General features: G+C 60.2%; 13 protein-coding genes. 7 read left to right on the top strand and 6 right to left on the bottom strand.

What is annotated here, in order from left to right; all coding sequences use genetic code 11:
- Window positions 1–2 precede the first annotated feature (2 nt).
- Window positions 3–254, bottom strand: coding sequence for a 30S ribosomal protein S16 (rpsP, locus tag ASD95_RS17540; protein WP_007972721.1), 252 nt, complete (start codon window positions 252–254; stop codon window positions 3–5).
- Between the two features lie 250 nt (window positions 255–504).
- On the bottom strand, window positions 505–1,881 hold the full coding sequence (gene ffh, locus ASD95_RS17545; protein WP_056726162.1) for a signal recognition particle protein: 1,377 nt from the start codon (window positions 1,879–1,881) through the stop codon (window positions 505–507).
- 210 nt (window positions 1,882–2,091) lie between these two features.
- Here ffh and ASD95_RS17550 point away from each other — a divergent pair, with 210 nt between their 5' ends.
- From ASD95_RS17550 to rlmF, 5 genes are all read left to right on the top strand, one after another.
- On the top strand, window positions 2,092–2,904 hold the full coding sequence (locus tag ASD95_RS17550) for a cytochrome C assembly family protein (RefSeq protein WP_056726163.1): 813 nt from the start codon (window positions 2,092–2,094) through the stop codon (window positions 2,902–2,904).
- Between the two features lie 12 nt (window positions 2,905–2,916).
- A complete protein-coding gene (locus ASD95_RS17555) occupies window positions 2,917–4,149 on the top strand; it encodes a transporter associated domain-containing protein (protein ID WP_056726164.1) in 1,233 nt (410 codons plus the stop codon).
- Between the two features lie 262 nt (window positions 4,150–4,411).
- Window positions 4,412–5,728 (top strand): MFS transporter, encoded by a 1,317-nt coding sequence (locus tag ASD95_RS17565; protein WP_056726166.1) that lies wholly within the window; start codon window positions 4,412–4,414, stop codon window positions 5,726–5,728.
- 236 nt (window positions 5,729–5,964) lie between these two features.
- A complete protein-coding gene (locus tag ASD95_RS17570) occupies window positions 5,965–8,811 on the top strand; it encodes a valine--tRNA ligase (protein WP_056726167.1) in 2,847 nt (948 codons plus the stop codon).
- A 224-nt stretch (window positions 8,812–9,035) separates the two neighbouring features.
- Window positions 9,036–10,064 (top strand): 23S rRNA (adenine(1618)-N(6))-methyltransferase RlmF, encoded by a 1,029-nt coding sequence (gene rlmF / locus ASD95_RS17575; protein WP_056726168.1) that lies wholly within the window; start codon window positions 9,036–9,038, stop codon window positions 10,062–10,064.
- 72 nt (window positions 10,065–10,136) lie between these two features.
- On the opposite strand, the gene ASD95_RS17580 is transcribed toward rlmF, so the two are convergent.
- Window positions 10,137–10,418 carry an HU family DNA-binding protein gene (locus tag ASD95_RS17580; protein WP_007905514.1) on the bottom strand — a complete coding sequence of 94 codons (282 nt, stop codon included), beginning with the start codon at window positions 10,416–10,418 and terminating at the stop codon, window positions 10,137–10,139.
- 396 nt (window positions 10,419–10,814) lie between these two features.
- Between ASD95_RS17580 and yejK the strand changes: the two genes are divergently transcribed.
- On the top strand, window positions 10,815–11,819 hold the full coding sequence (gene yejK, locus ASD95_RS17585; protein WP_007972706.1) for a nucleoid-associated protein YejK: 1,005 nt from the start codon (window positions 10,815–10,817) through the stop codon (window positions 11,817–11,819).
- Window positions 11,819–12,169, top strand: a complete 351-nt coding sequence (locus ASD95_RS17590; protein WP_056726169.1) for a glutaredoxin family protein — start codon at window positions 11,819–11,821, stop codon at window positions 12,167–12,169. Before yejK ends, ASD95_RS17590 begins: the two co-directional genes overlap by 1 nt.
- A 130-nt stretch (window positions 12,170–12,299) precedes the next feature.
- On the opposite strand, the gene ASD95_RS17595 is transcribed toward ASD95_RS17590, so the two are convergent.
- From ASD95_RS17595 to ASD95_RS17605, 3 genes are all read right to left on the bottom strand, one after another.
- Entirely contained in the window at window positions 12,300–13,235 is a 936-nt protein-coding gene (locus tag ASD95_RS17595) for a glutathione S-transferase family protein (protein ID WP_056726170.1), read from the bottom strand.
- Between the two features lie 88 nt (window positions 13,236–13,323).
- A complete protein-coding gene (locus tag ASD95_RS17600) occupies window positions 13,324–13,635 on the bottom strand; it encodes a GIY-YIG nuclease family protein (RefSeq protein ID WP_056726171.1) in 312 nt (103 codons plus the stop codon).
- A gap of 40 nt (window positions 13,636–13,675) precedes the next feature.
- Window positions 13,676–14,146, bottom strand: coding sequence for a nuclear transport factor 2 family protein (locus ASD95_RS17605; RefSeq protein ID WP_056726172.1), 471 nt, complete (start codon window positions 14,144–14,146; stop codon window positions 13,676–13,678).
- Window positions 14,147–14,196: the final 50 nt, after the last annotated feature.

Consider the following 14,196-nt stretch of genomic DNA (forward strand, 5'->3'; position numbering starts at 1 on the left):
GCTCAGGCCGCAGCCTTAGCAGATTCCTTCAACAACTGAGCAACGCGCTCAGAAGGTTGTGCACCAACGCTCAGCCAGTAGGCTACGCGCTCTTGGTTCACGGACAGACGAACTTCCTGACCACGGGCAACAGGGTTGAAGTAGCCAACCTGTTCCTTGTGCGAACCGTCGCGCGGGTTGCGGCTGTCGGTTACGGTCAAGTGGTAAAACGGGCGCTTTTTGGAGCCGCCAAGGGCAAGACGGATTGTTAGCATGTGAACATCGTTCCTGTAGTCGGTGCTGCAAATCTAAAGGCACAGCGGGCATAGGTGCCCGAAAGGCCGCATATTCTAAGGAATATCCGGACTTTTGCAAATGACTTTTTCCGGCGGTCTATCGGCCGCCATGCAGATTTGCTATAGAGCCGTCGTTGAAAACGGCCGGTCAGCTCCCGCCAAGTGCGGGTTTGCTGGAGATCCCGCTTCCTTGCGGGTCTGCGCCGGTGCGATGACCGGCGCGGATTCTTTACATCTTTGGCATGCCGCCGCCGGGCAACATTCCGCCCATGCCGCGCATCATCTTGGCCATTCCGCCTTTTGCAGAGAACTTCTTCATCATCTTCTGCATCTGCTTGTGCTGCTTGATCAAGCGGCCGATGTCCTGCACTTGGGTGCCGGACCCCATGGCGATCCGGCGCTTGCGCGAACCGCTGATCATCTCAGGGTCGCGGCGCTCGGCCGGGGTCATGGAGTTGATGATGGCTTCCATCTGTTTGAATTGTTTCTCTGCCGCGCCCTGGGCATTGCCCATTTGAGCCAGGTTCACGCCACCCATGTTCGGCAGCTTGTCCATGAGCCCGCCGAGGCCGCCCATGTTCTTCATCTGTTGCAACTGATCGCGGAAGTCTTCGAGATCGAAGCCCTTGCCCTTCTTTAATTTCTTTGCAAGCTTGTCGGCCTTGTCCTTGTCGAGGGTCGCTTCCGCCTGCTCGATGAGGCTGAGCACGTCGCCCATGCCGAGGATGCGCGAGGCGATACGCTCAGGGTGGAACGGATCGAGCGCTTCGCTCTTCTCGCCCATACCGATGAACTTGATCGGCTTGCCGGTGATGGCGCGCACCGACAGGGCGGCACCGCCACGGGCGTCGCCGTCGACCTTGGTCAGGATCACACCGGTCAGCGGCAATGCATCGCCGAAGGCCTTGGCCGTGTTGGCGGCGTCCTGGCCGGTCATGGCGTCGACCACGAACAGGGTTTCGACCGGGTTGATCGCCGCATGCAGGGCCTTGATCTCGCCCATCATCTCTTCATCGATGTGCAGGCGACCGGCGGTATCGACGATGACCACGTCGATGAATTTGAGTTTCGCTTCTTTAATAGCCGCTTGCGCGATCTCGACCGGCTTCTGGCTCAGGTCGGACGGGAAGAAGGTAACGCCGACTTCACCGGCGAGCATTTCCAGCTGCTTGATCGCCGCTGGACGATAAACGTCCGCGGACACAACCATGACCGACTTCTTCTTGCGCTCTTTAAGGAAGCGCGCGAGCTTGCCGGCGGTGGTGGTCTTACCCGCGCCCTGCAAACCGGCCATGAGGATGACGGCGGGCGGAACGGCGCTCAGGTTCAAATCTTCGTTGGCCGCGCCCATCAGGCTTTCGAGTTCGGCCTGGACGATCTTCACGAAGGCCTGGCCCGGCGTCAGGCTGCGAGATACCTCGGTGCCTACGGCGCGTTCCTTGACCGAATTGACGAAGTCCTTGACCACCGGCAGGGCGACGTCGGCTTCGAGCAACGCCATGCGCACTTCACGCAGGGTGTCTTTGATGTTGTCTTCGGTCAGCTTGGCCTTGCCGGTGACATGGCGCAGCGTCTGCGAGAGACGGTCGGTTAAGTTTTCAAACATTGCGCGATCCTTTCAGGCCCTGTGTAGACCGGGATAATGGCGGCCCGGACCGGACTAAACGTGTGCTCGGCGAGCCTGCGGCGTGGGCAGGTCGCGGATTATAGCGAAGACTGTGGCCGGCGGACACCTCGCTGTCAGGTTGCGCAGTCTTTCGTGCGGCGGGGGTTCTATGCCAAACTCAGCGACTTTCGGGCTTGCCTAACAGGATTTATGCTCCCCTTGTCACCCAGCTTGCTAACTACCCTCGCCGCCGCCTGCTTGTATGCCGCTGCGACCATTTACCAGGGCACTCGCCTGGCGTCCGGCGCCAAGGTCAACAAACGCCTGCTGGTCATGCTCGGCGTGCTCGCCGTATTGGCCCACAGCGTCAGCCTGCTCACCCACCTGCTGACCCCGACCGGCCTGGCCCTGGACTTCTTCAGTGCCGCCAGCCTCATTGCCGTGGCGGTCATCGCGCTGACCCTGCTGGCCTGCTCGCGGATTCCGGTGGAGAACCTGCTGGTCCTGCTGCTCCCGCTTGGAGCCCTGACCGTGATGCTGGCGCATTTTGCCCCTGCCGGCACGGTACAGGTCATCGATGAGGAGCCGGGCATCCTCGCCCACATCCTGCTTTCGATCCTGGCCTACGGCATGTTCACCATCGCGGTGTTCCAGTCCTTGCTGCTGCTGATCCAGGACCACCAGCTCAAGCACAAGCACCCCTCCGGGCTGATCAAGAACTTCCCGCCGCTGCAAACCATGGAAAGCCTGCTGTTCGGCTTCCTCTGGGCCGGCTGGACGCTGTTGTCGCTGTCGCTGATTTCCGGATGGTTGTTCGTCGAGAATCTGTTCGCCCAGCATCTGGTGCACAAAACCCTGCTGGCCTGCCTGGCCTGGATCGTTTTCAGCGTACTGCTGTGGGGACGCAATCGCCTCGGCTGGCGCGGGCACAAAGCCATTCGCTGGACCCTGGCCGGTTTTTGCCTGCTGATGCTGGCGTATTTCGGCAGCAAGCTGGTTCGTGAATACATCCTGCATATCTGACGGGCGGCATTAATGGACGACTTGCCCATAGGGCCGATGCTCGCGGTAGTGACCCTGCTGGTTTTATGGTCGGGGCTGTTTACCGCCATCGAAGCGGCGCATCAGCATTTGCTGGCCCAGCGCACCGCAACGCGCTCCAGCGACAAACCGGTGGCGAAACTCAACTTCCCCCTGGCCAGCCTGATTTTTTGCAACACCCTGTGCCGCGCACTCGTGGTGGTCATCAGCACCTTGCTGGCCATTTTCACTTGGGCGGAGAACGGTCCGTGGGTCGCCTGCCTCGGGGCGGGCACCATGTTGCTGGTGTTTTCCGACTACTTGCCACGCGCCCTGGCCGCTCGCTATCCGGATGCGATCCTGGCCCAGGGCAACAACCTGCTGCGGCTACCGCTGAAAATCATCTATCCCGCGGCATGGCTGCTCAATAGCATCAGCCATTTGCTGACGCGGCCATTCGCCCGTAAAGCCAAAGTGGTGCAACAGAGTGAGGACGAAACGCTGACGGAACGGCATGCGCCCTCCGAAACCGTCAGCCGCCCTCACCCGCTGCCAGGCATCCACGCGCTGGACAACATCACCGTCAATGACATCCTGGTACCGCGCAGTGACGTGGACGGCATCAATCTCGATGACTCCATCGAAGAAATCATCGAACAGTTGCGCCACAACAGGCGTACTCGCCTGCCGGTGTTCCACAGCGATATCAACCAGGTCGAAGCCGTCCTCAACACCCGGCACATCCTTCACTTGCTGCCCGATGCCAGCCTGACCAGGGAAGCGTTGCTGGCGGCCAGCCACGAACCGTACTTCGTGCCGGAAAGCACCCCGCTGCAGCTGCAACTGCTCAACTTCCACAAGCAGCAGCGGCGCCTGGGCATGGTGGTCGACGAATACGGCGAAGTGCTGGGCATCGTCACCCTGGAAGACATTCTCGAAGAAATCGTCGGCGAGTTCGAAAGCCAGCAGAGCCTGGACAATCCGCACATTCATCCGCAAGCCGACGGACGCCTGGTGATCGACGGTGCCGCGTCCATTCGCGAACTGAACAAGAGCCTCGGCTGGCACCTGCCCAGCGATGGCCCGAAAACCCTGAATGGCCTGGTTACCGAGGCCCTGGAAACCATTCCCGAAAGCGCGGTGTGCCTGAAGATCGGCCGGTATCGCCTGGAAATTCTCGAGACCGAAGACAACCGGGTCACGCGGGTGCTGATCTGGCAGACCAGCTCGATGCCGGTTGTTATCTAACTGCCAGGCAAATCTTTCGTGGCCACTCAAGCCACTTGTTCGATCGTTAGCCACCTTTCTATAATCGAAGCGCTTACCCAAGCCTCGCCGGCCCCCGTGCTTACCCCGCACTTCGCAGCTTCCGGCCCGTCCATCAGCAAAGCCCGCAACAGACCGCCGACTGTTCCTACCTTGAACAGCGACCGTGCCTCCACCCACATCCCTGGGTTCTCGACCATAATAATTCGCTCCACTGGAGCACATGACAGTCAGGGATAACCGCATGACGACCAGCACGACTTACAGCGACTCCACACCTGCACAACCGACGAACTCCGCCACCCGCGTGGCCACCGCGAGCTTCATCGGTACCGCCATCGAGTTCTACGACTTCTACGTCTATGCCACCGCCGCCGCGCTGGTGATCGGCCCGGTGTTCTTTCCGCAGACATCCGGCACCGCCCAGATGCTTTCGGCGTTTCTCACGTTCGGCATCGCCTTCCTTGCGCGCCCCTTGGGTTCTGCCCTGTTCGGCCACTTCGGCGACCGTATCGGCCGCAAGTCGACCCTGGTCGCCTCGCTGCTGCTGATGGGCGTGTGCACCACGTTGATCGGCGTGCTGCCGGGATACGACAGCATTGGCGCCTGGGCACCGATCCTGCTTTGCGTCCTGCGCTTCGGCCAAGGCCTTGGGTTGGGCGGTGAATGGGGTGGCGCGGCATTGCTGGCCACGGAGAATGCGCCGAAAGGCAAGCGCGCGTGGTTCGGCATGTTCCCGCAACTGGGTCCATCCATCGGCTTTCTGGCGGCCAACGGCCTGTTCCTGACCTTGGCCGTGGTGCTGGACGATGAACAGTTCCGCTCATGGGGCTGGCGTATTCCCTTCCTGCTCAGCGCCGCACTGGTGATGGTCGGCCTGTATGTGCGCCTCAAGCTGCATGAGACCCCGGTATTCGCCAACGCCGTGGCACGCCAGGAACGAGTGAAGATCCCGCTGTTCGAGCTGTTCGGCCAATACTGGATGCCCGTATTGCTGGGTGCCGGCGCGATGGTGGTGTGCTATGCGCTGTTTTACATCTCCACCGTGTTTTCCCTGAGTTACGGCGTGGCAACGCTCGGCTACAGCCGCGAAACCTTCCTCGGCCTGCTGTGCTTCGCGGTGCTGTTCATGGCTGCCGCCACCCCGCTGTCGGCCTGGGCCAGCGACCGTTACGGGCGCAAACCGGTGCTGATCATCGGCGGAGTGCTGGCGATCCTGTCCGGCTTCCTCATGGAGCCGCTGCTGACCCAAGGCTCGACCTGGGGTGTGGCGCTGTTCCTGTGCATCGAACTGTTTCTGATGGGCGTGACGTTTGCACCGATGGGTGCGCTGCTGCCGGAGCTGTTCCCCACCCACGTGCGCTACACCGGCGCCTCAGCGGCCTACAACCTGGGCGGTATCGTCGGCGCGTCCGCAGCACCGTTCTTCGCCCAGAAACTGGTGGCGATGGGCGGGTTGAGTTACGTCGGCGGTTACGTGTCCGGGGCGGCGGTGCTGAGTTTGATTGCAGTGCTGTGCCTGAAGGAAACGCGGCATAACGATTTGAATCGCATCGACTGATAGACCGCCATCGCGGGCAAGCCACGCTCCCACAGGGTTACTGTCGTACTACATTTTTGTGATCGACACCGACACTGTGGGAGCGTGGCTTGCCCGCGATGGCGTCATTGCAGACACCCCGCCCGAAAAACCACAACTTTCCCCCACCCATTGTCACCTCGCTCTACGCGCATTGGCTCATCCCCGCTATACTTCCCGGCTTTTCCTGAATAAATGCCAATAGGGTCCCGCCGCGCATGGATAAGACCTACCAGCCGCACGCCATTGAAACTTCCTGGTACAACACCTGGGAGTCAGAGAATTACTTCGCCCCGCAAGGCGCGGGCGAGTCCTACACCATCATGATCCCGCCGCCGAACGTCACCGGCAGCCTGCACATGGGTCACGGCTTCAACAACGCGATCATGGACGCCCTGATCCGTTTCCGCCGCATGCAGGGTCGCAACACCCTGTGGCAGCCGGGTACCGACCACGCCGGTATCGCCACGCAGATGCTGGTAGAGCGTCAGCTCGAAGCCAAGGGCCAGAGCCGCCACGACCTGGGCCGCGAGAAATTCCTCGAGAAAGTCTGGGAGTGGAAGGATGAGTCCGGTGGCAACATCAGCCGTCAGATCCGTCGCCTCGGTTCGTCCGTAGATTGGAGCCGCGAGCGCTTCACCATGGACGACGGCCTCTCGGAAGCCGTTAAAGAAGCTTTCGTACGCCTGCACGAAGACGGCCTGATCTACCGCGGCAAGCGCCTGGTCAACTGGGACACCAAGCTGCACACGGCGATTTCCGACCTCGAAGTGGAGAACCACGACGAGAAAGGTTTCCTGTGGAACCTGAAATACCCACTGGCTGACGGCGCCAAGACCGCTGAAGGCAACGATTTCCTGATCGTCGCGACCACTCGCCCGGAAACCATGCTCGGCGACTCCGCCGTGGCCGTTAACCCGAACGATGAACGCTACAAAGCCCTGATCGGCAAATTTGTCGAGCTGCCACTGGTTGGCCGCCGCATCCCGATCATCGCCGACGATTACTGCGACCCTGAATTCGGCACCGGTTGCGTGAAAATCACCCCGGCCCACGACTTCAACGACTACGAAGTCGGCAAGCGTCACAACCTGCCGCTGCTGAACATCTTCGACAAGAACGCCGCCGTTCTTCCAGCGTGCCAGGTGTTCAATCTCGACGGCACGCTGAACGAAACCATCGACGGCAAGATCCCGGCCGAATACGCCGGTCTCGACCGCTTCGAAGCGCGCAAGCAGATCGTGGCCGCGTTCGACGCTGCCGGCCTGCTGGTCAGCGTTGACGATCACGCCCTGAAAGTACCGAAAGGCGACCGCTCCGGCACCGTCATCGAGCCTTGGCTGACCGACCAGTGGTACGTGTCCACCAAGCCTTTGGCCGAGCCTGCGATTGCCGCCGTTGAAGACGGCCGTATCCAGTTCGTGCCGAAACAGTACGAAAACATGTACTTCTCGTGGATGCGCGACATCCAGGACTGGTGCATCAGCCGTCAGCTGTGGTGGGGCCACCGGATTCCGGCCTGGTACGACGAGTCGGGCAAGGTCTACGTCGGTCGCGACGAAGCCGAAGTGCGGGCCAAGCACAACCTCGGCCCAGACGTTGCGCTGCAACAGGACAACGACGTTCTCGACACCTGGTTCAGCTCGGGCCTGTGGACGTTCTCCACCCTCGGCTGGCCGGAAAAAACCGAGTTCCTGAAAAAATTCCACTCCACCGACGTCCTGGTGACTGGCTTCGACATCATTTTCTTCTGGGTTGCCCGGATGATCATGCTCACCATGCATTTGGTGAAAAACGAAGACGGCACGCCGCAGGTTCCGTTCAAGACCGTGTACGTGCACGGCCTGGTGCGTGACGGCCAGGGCCAGAAGATGTCCAAGTCCAAGGGCAACGTCCTGGACCCGCTGGACATCATCGACGGCATCGAGCTCGAAGCCCTGGTGCAGAAACGCACCTCCGGCATGATGCAGCCGAAACTGGCGAAGAAGATCGAGAAGCAGACCCGCGACGAGTTCGCCGAAGGCATCGCCAGCTACGGCACCGACGCCCTGCGCTTCACCTTCTGCTCGCTGGCGTCCACCGGTCGCGACATCAAGTTCGACATGGGCCGCGTCGAAGGCTATCGCAACTTCTGCAACAAGATCTGGAACGCGGCGCGCTACGTGCTGGACAAGGGCGAAGACTGCGGCCAGAACGGCGAAGCCTATGAACTGTCCCTGGCTGACCGCTGGATCATTTCGCAGCTGCAACGCACCGAAGCCGAAGTGACCCGTCAACTCGACCAGTTCCGTTTCGACCTGGCCGCACAAGCCTTGTACGAGTTCATCTGGAACCAGTATTGCGACTGGTACCTGGAACTGTCCAAGCCTGTGCTGTGGGACGAAAACGCCCCCGTCGAACGCCAGCGCGGCACCCGTCGCACCCTGGTTCGCGTACTGGAAGTGGCGTTGCGCCTGGCGCACCCGTTCATGCCGTTCATCACCGAAGAAATCTGGCAGCGCATCGCGCCGCTGGCTGGCATCGATGGCAAGACGATCATGCTGCAACCTTGGCCAGTGGCCAATGAAACCCGCATCGATCAAGCCGCCGAAGACGACATCGAATGGCTCAAAGGCCTGATGCTCGGCACCCGCAACATCCGTGGCGAAATGAACATCGGCCCAGGCAAGCCGCTGCCGCTGTTCCTGAAGAACGTCAGCGCCGAAGACCAGCGTCGCCTGACCGAGAACGAAGCCCTGCTGAAGAAGCTGGCGCGCCTCGAATCGATCACCGTGCTGGCTGCTGGCGAAGAAGCACCGCTGTCCGCCACTGCGCTGGTCGGCGAGATGGAAGTGCTGGTGCCAATGGCCGGCCTGATCGACAAAGGTGCGGAACTGGCGCGTCTGGACAAGGAAATCCAGCGTCTGCAAGGTGAAGTGCAACGAGTCGGCGGCAAGCTGTCCAACGCCGGTTTCGTTGACAAGGCACCAGCCGAAGTCATCGAGAAAGAACGCGCCAAACTGGCCGAGGCCGAACAGGCCCTGGGCAAGCTGGCCGAGCAACATGCGCGGATTGCCAGTTTGTAACGGCAAGTCGCAATGAAGAAGGGAGACCCAAGTGGTCTCCCTTTTTTATCCAAAAACACAACAAATCCCCTGTAGGAGCTGCCGCAGGCTGCGATCTTTTGACTTTGCTTAAAAAACAGGATCAAAAGATCGCAGCCTGCGGCAGCTCCTACGGGTTCGGCGCATTCGCCATCAATGTGGGACAATGCCCGCCACTTTTAGCCATACCCGAATCGACCACCGCCATGACCGCCCCCCGCTCCCCCAAGCCTGCGCGAAAAAAGCCTGCCCCAAAGACCCCGGCCACGGCCGTCGCCCCGAAGGAAAAGGCCAGTCTGCACCCGCGCAATCGCCATCAGGGCCGCTACGACTTTCCGACGCTGATCAAAAGCGCCCCGGAACTGAAGAAATTCGTGATCATCAATCCGTACGGCAAGGAAAGCATCGACTTCGCCAGCCCGGAAGCCGTGCGGGTGTTCAACCGGGCGCTGCTCAAGTCGTTCTATGGCATCGCTCACTGGGACATTCCGGCCGACTACCTGTGCCCACCGGTGCCAGGCCGTGCCGACTACGTGCACTTCCTCGCCGACCTGCTGGCCAGTGGCAATGACGGTGTGATCCCCCGTGGCGCCGCCGTGAAGGTGCTGGATATCGGCATGGGCGCAAACTGCGTGTATCCGCTGATCGGTTACAGCGACTATCGCTGGCAGTTCCTCGGTTCCGATATCGATGCGACCGCCATCGCCGCGGCGAAGGCCATCGTTCAATCCAATGGCCTGAACAAAGCGATCCAGGTACGCCAGCAGAGCAACCCCAAGCAGATCCTCACAGGCTTGCTGGAGAGCACAGAGCGCTTCGACCTGACCATGTGCAACCCGCCATTCCACGCCTCGCTGGACGAGGCCACGCGGGGCAGTACGCGCAAATGGCGCGCCCTGGGCAAAGCCGATCCGAAACGCAAGCTGCCGGTGTTGAACTTTGGCGGCCAGTCGGCCGAGTTGTGGTGCGAAGGCGGAGAAGTACGCTTCGTGACCCAACTGGTCAGCGAAAGCGTGCAGGTAGCCCAGCAGGTGTTGTGGTTCAGTACATTGGTGTCAAAGGCGTCCAACCTGCCGGCGATCCAGACCGCCCTGAAAAAGGCCGGTGCCCTGGAAAGCCAGGTAGTGGAAATGTCCCAGGGGCAGAAGCAGAGCCGCTTCGTCGCCTGGACCTTCCAGACCAAAGCGCAGCAACAGGCCTGGCGCCAGGCACGATGGAGCAACGCTCAAGCGTAGTGAGCGCTTTATCGCGCCCACAAAAAAACCGTGCCCGGATCGCTCCGGTGCACGGTTTTTTCTTAACAAGTCTTACTTGTTAACAGCGTCGGTCAGGCCTTTGGCCACAACCAGCTTGATCACTTTCTTGGCAGCGATTTCGATGGCAGCGCCAGTCGAAGGGTTACGGCCAGTACGGGCAGGGCGCTCAGTCACTTTCAGTTTGCCGATACCTGGCAGAGTGATTTCGCCGCCGTTTTCCAGCTGATCGGCAACGATTTGGCCCAGTTGGTCCAGAGCGTTACGCGCGGTGGTTTTCGGCGCGTCGATAGCTTCAGCGATGTCGGCGATCAGTTGGTCTTTAGTAAGAGCCATTTAGTGTTCCTTCCCTATCAAATTCATATGGATTGCACAGTGCAATGTCAGCCATCGAGCCCGATCTTTTGGATCTGGCACCCTCGGCCAAATAACCTCGGGATCGGGGTTATAGATACCGAAATCAGGGTTTGGTTCGACCTGACAAATGCTGACTGCACGCTTAACGCAGTGACTTCGCGCAAGACCGGGCAAAGCTAGCACACAGACGTGGAAATATCCGCCTCTAGCTACCCATTTGGTCAGCTTTATTGCGCTAAAACAGGAAAAAACTGCATAAGCGCCGTCGGTCACCCGTCAATTGCCCTTCGCACCGCGCCAAAACCAGTGGTTGCGGTACACTGAGCGCTTTTTCGGGGGAGCACGCCCTCCTCTCTTCACTCAGCCGAGAAGCCCATGCCGATCCGTCATTGCATCGTCCACCTGATCGACAAAAAACCCGACGGCACACCTGCAGTTCTCCACGCCCGTGACTCTGAACTGGCTGAGTCCGCGGCCATCGAGAACATGCTCGCCGACCTCAACGAAAGCTATAACGCCAAACAGGGTAAAGCCTGGGGCCTGTTCCATCCGGAATCCGGTGCGTTCCCGTTCAGCGGCTGGCTGAAGGAGTACCTCGAGGGCAGCCAGGATTTCACTGCGTTCAGCCGCGTGGCGGTCGAACATCTGCAAAAGCTGATGGAAGAATCGAACCTGTCGGTCGGCGGCCATGTGCTGTTCGCCCACTATCAGCAAGGCATGACCGACTACCTGGCCATCGCCCTGCTGCACCACAGCGAAGGCGTGGCCGTGACCGACGAACTGGACGTCACGCCGTCCCGTCACCTGGACCTTGGCCAGTTGCACCTGGCGGCGCGGATCAACGTTTCCGAGTGGCAGAACAACAAACAATCCAAGCAATACATTTCGTTCATCAAAGGCAAGAACGGGAAAAAGGTTTCGGAGTATTTCCGCGATTTCATTGGCTGCCAGGAAGGCGTCGACGGTCCGGGTGAAACCCGTACCCTGCTCAAGGCCTTCAGTGATTTCGTTGAAAGCGAAGACCTGCCGGAAGACGACGCCCGCGAGAAGACCAAGACCCTGGTGGATTACGCCAGCAGCCAGGCCAAGCTCGGTGAGCCAATGGGTCTGGAAGAATTGTCCGGACTGATCGACGAAGAACGCCCGAAGGCCTTCTACGATCACATCCGCAACAAGGATTACGGCCTCTCGCCGGAAATCCCGGCCGATAAACGCACCCTGAACCAGTTCCGCCGATTCACCGGCCGCGCCGAAGGCTTGTCGATCAGTTTCGAAGCGCACCTGCTGGGCTCGAAGATCGAGTACGACGAAGAAGCCGGCACGCTGATCATCAAGGGCCTGCCCACTTCACTCACCGATCAGCTGAAGCGTCGCAACTGATGCTCGGCGGCGTACTGAAGAAATTCCTGCTGATCCTGCTGGTGGTCGTGGCCTATCAGAACTGGGGCAAGATCGAGCGGGTGTTCAATCCATCGCAAGTGGTGCCGGCGCAGACTCAGGCCAAGGCCAACGTCGTGCTCTACGCCACCGAGTGGTGTGGCTACTGCAAGCTGACCCGGCGCTTCCTCGATCAGAAAGGCATTGCGTACAAGGAGTTCGATATCGAGAAGGATACAGTCGCGCGCGCGGACTATCAGGCACTGGGCGGTGGCGGCATTCCGATCATCGATGTGAACGGGACGCTGATTCGCGGGTATGACCCGGATGCGATTCTGGCGGTGTTGAAGTAACCCCAGCAGATTTGCACGACAGCTGTGGCGAGGGAGCTTGCTCCCGCTGGACTGCGCAGCAGTCCCTCTTCAAGGGGCCGCTTCGCGACCCGACGGGAGCAAGCTCCCTCACCACAGCTGTATGTCGGTTTCAGCAGGCTTCGATCCGGAAGCCAAACCGCGGGAAGTGCACATGCACCACACCGCCACGCTCGTCCTCTCGCCGTACAATCAGCTCCTCGCGGCCGGCAAACAACAACTCCCCCGCCACCGGATCAACGCCGTAGTCCGTGGCTGCGATCACTACCTGCTGCCCCGCCGTGAATCCATTGGGATCGACAAACTGCTGATCTGGCAAAGCCGCTGGCGTGGACGTGCGCGCCACTGCCAGAGCCTCTTCGGAACTCATCTCGCTGGATGCACCATGACCGAAGCCCAATACCCGCGCATGCCATGCATTGACTGCCGGATAAGCTTCGACCAACGGAGCCGTCACCGGCGTGGCCTTGAGAAACCAGAGGCAATGAGCCAGGGCAAAGTCGGCAATCGACGGCTCGCCAAACAGGTAGTCACCCTCCTCGCGCTGCAACTGTTGCTCCAGGCGCGACATGATCGTTGGCCACTGATGCTTCGCCTGTTCGGTAGACAATTTTGTAGCGCTGCCACCACTGAACAAACCGGCACGGTCGGCCAGAAACGCCTTGATCGCTTCCTGCGGTAAATTGCCGAAACGCACGGCAATCGATTCCGGCTGGAACACCAGGCTGACCGCATGCTGGAACACCACCGAATCAACCCAGGCGGCAAACGACGCGGTGATCATTTCCTGACCTTCCGGGAACAACGCCGGCAAGGCCTTTTCCTGATCAAGTCGCCGGGCAATCAATGCCGTGTCGCAATAGATATCGGCACCGACCTGCAGCACTGGTGTCTTGCGGTAGCCACCGGTCAATGCCGTGAGATCCGGCTTGGGCATCACTGGCGAGATCTTCACCGAGCGCCAGGACAAGCCCTTGAAGCCCAGCAGCAGGCGGGCCTTCTCGGCAAAGGGGGACGTCGGGTAATGATGCAGAATCAACTCGGACATGCTCGGCTCCGCCGCAAGAATCAGGAGTCCGCAGCTTAGCGCGCAATCACCTGGCAGCCTACAGATCTGCCTGATGGGAACTGATCAGTCAGAGTGATAAGCCAGGGGCGGCGTTCGCCACCAGGCATTCCTTGGCGCTCTTCTTGAGTTTTTTGATCAGCCGCTCCTGACGCAACGCATCGCTTTTGTCGCGACAGCGTTCGGTGTAGACCAGGGCCATGGCCGGGCTGGAAAGAAAGAATCGCGCGCCCTTGCCGCTTTGATGCTTGGCAAAGCGACGCACGGGATCATCGCTGATCCCACAATAGAGCGAACCGTTGGCAGCGCGAACGAGGTAGACGAACCAGGATTTGCTCGCGGGGGTGTCGGCGTCGACAGGGCTTTCGCTGAGGGTGGTCACGTAACGATCAGGGCTTGAAAGGAAACAAGCCGCGATCTTATCAGCGACTGGCCTGGAATGCCTTCAACCCCTTCAGGGCCTGTGATCGAACGGCGTTGCGAACAAGTGGCGTCCAGCCCAGCAGCAGGCCTTTGAAACCCAGGGCCTGACGCGACCATGTCCACAGGTCGAAACTGTCGTGATGCTCGCAGATCTTGCCATCGCGAAAGACAAAGCGTGCCTGGATGTCATTGACCACGGTATTGCCGGTCTGGCTGAACAGATAGGTCGCGACCCAATGGGCGCTACCGGTACGATCATCGGCACGGACATGATCGAAGGTCAGGGAGAAATCCTTGGCGCGGGTAGTGAGCATGCACCACATATCGCCGGCATCACGACCACGAAGCTCGCCGAACGCCGGGTCACTGAACACCACGTCATCGGTGTAGCAGGCAGCCATGGCTTCGCCATCGAGACGCTGGAAGGCCTGGTAGAAGCGGGTGATCAAGGCGCTGTGGACTTCACTCATGGGCAGACTCCCTGTTGTGCAATGGGTATCGAACGATTTCCTGCACGATA

The sequence above is a fragment of the Pseudomonas sp. Root71 genome (assembly GCF_001429045.1).
Taxonomy (GTDB): Bacteria; Pseudomonadota; Gammaproteobacteria; order Pseudomonadales; family Pseudomonadaceae; genus Aquipseudomonas; species Aquipseudomonas monachiensis.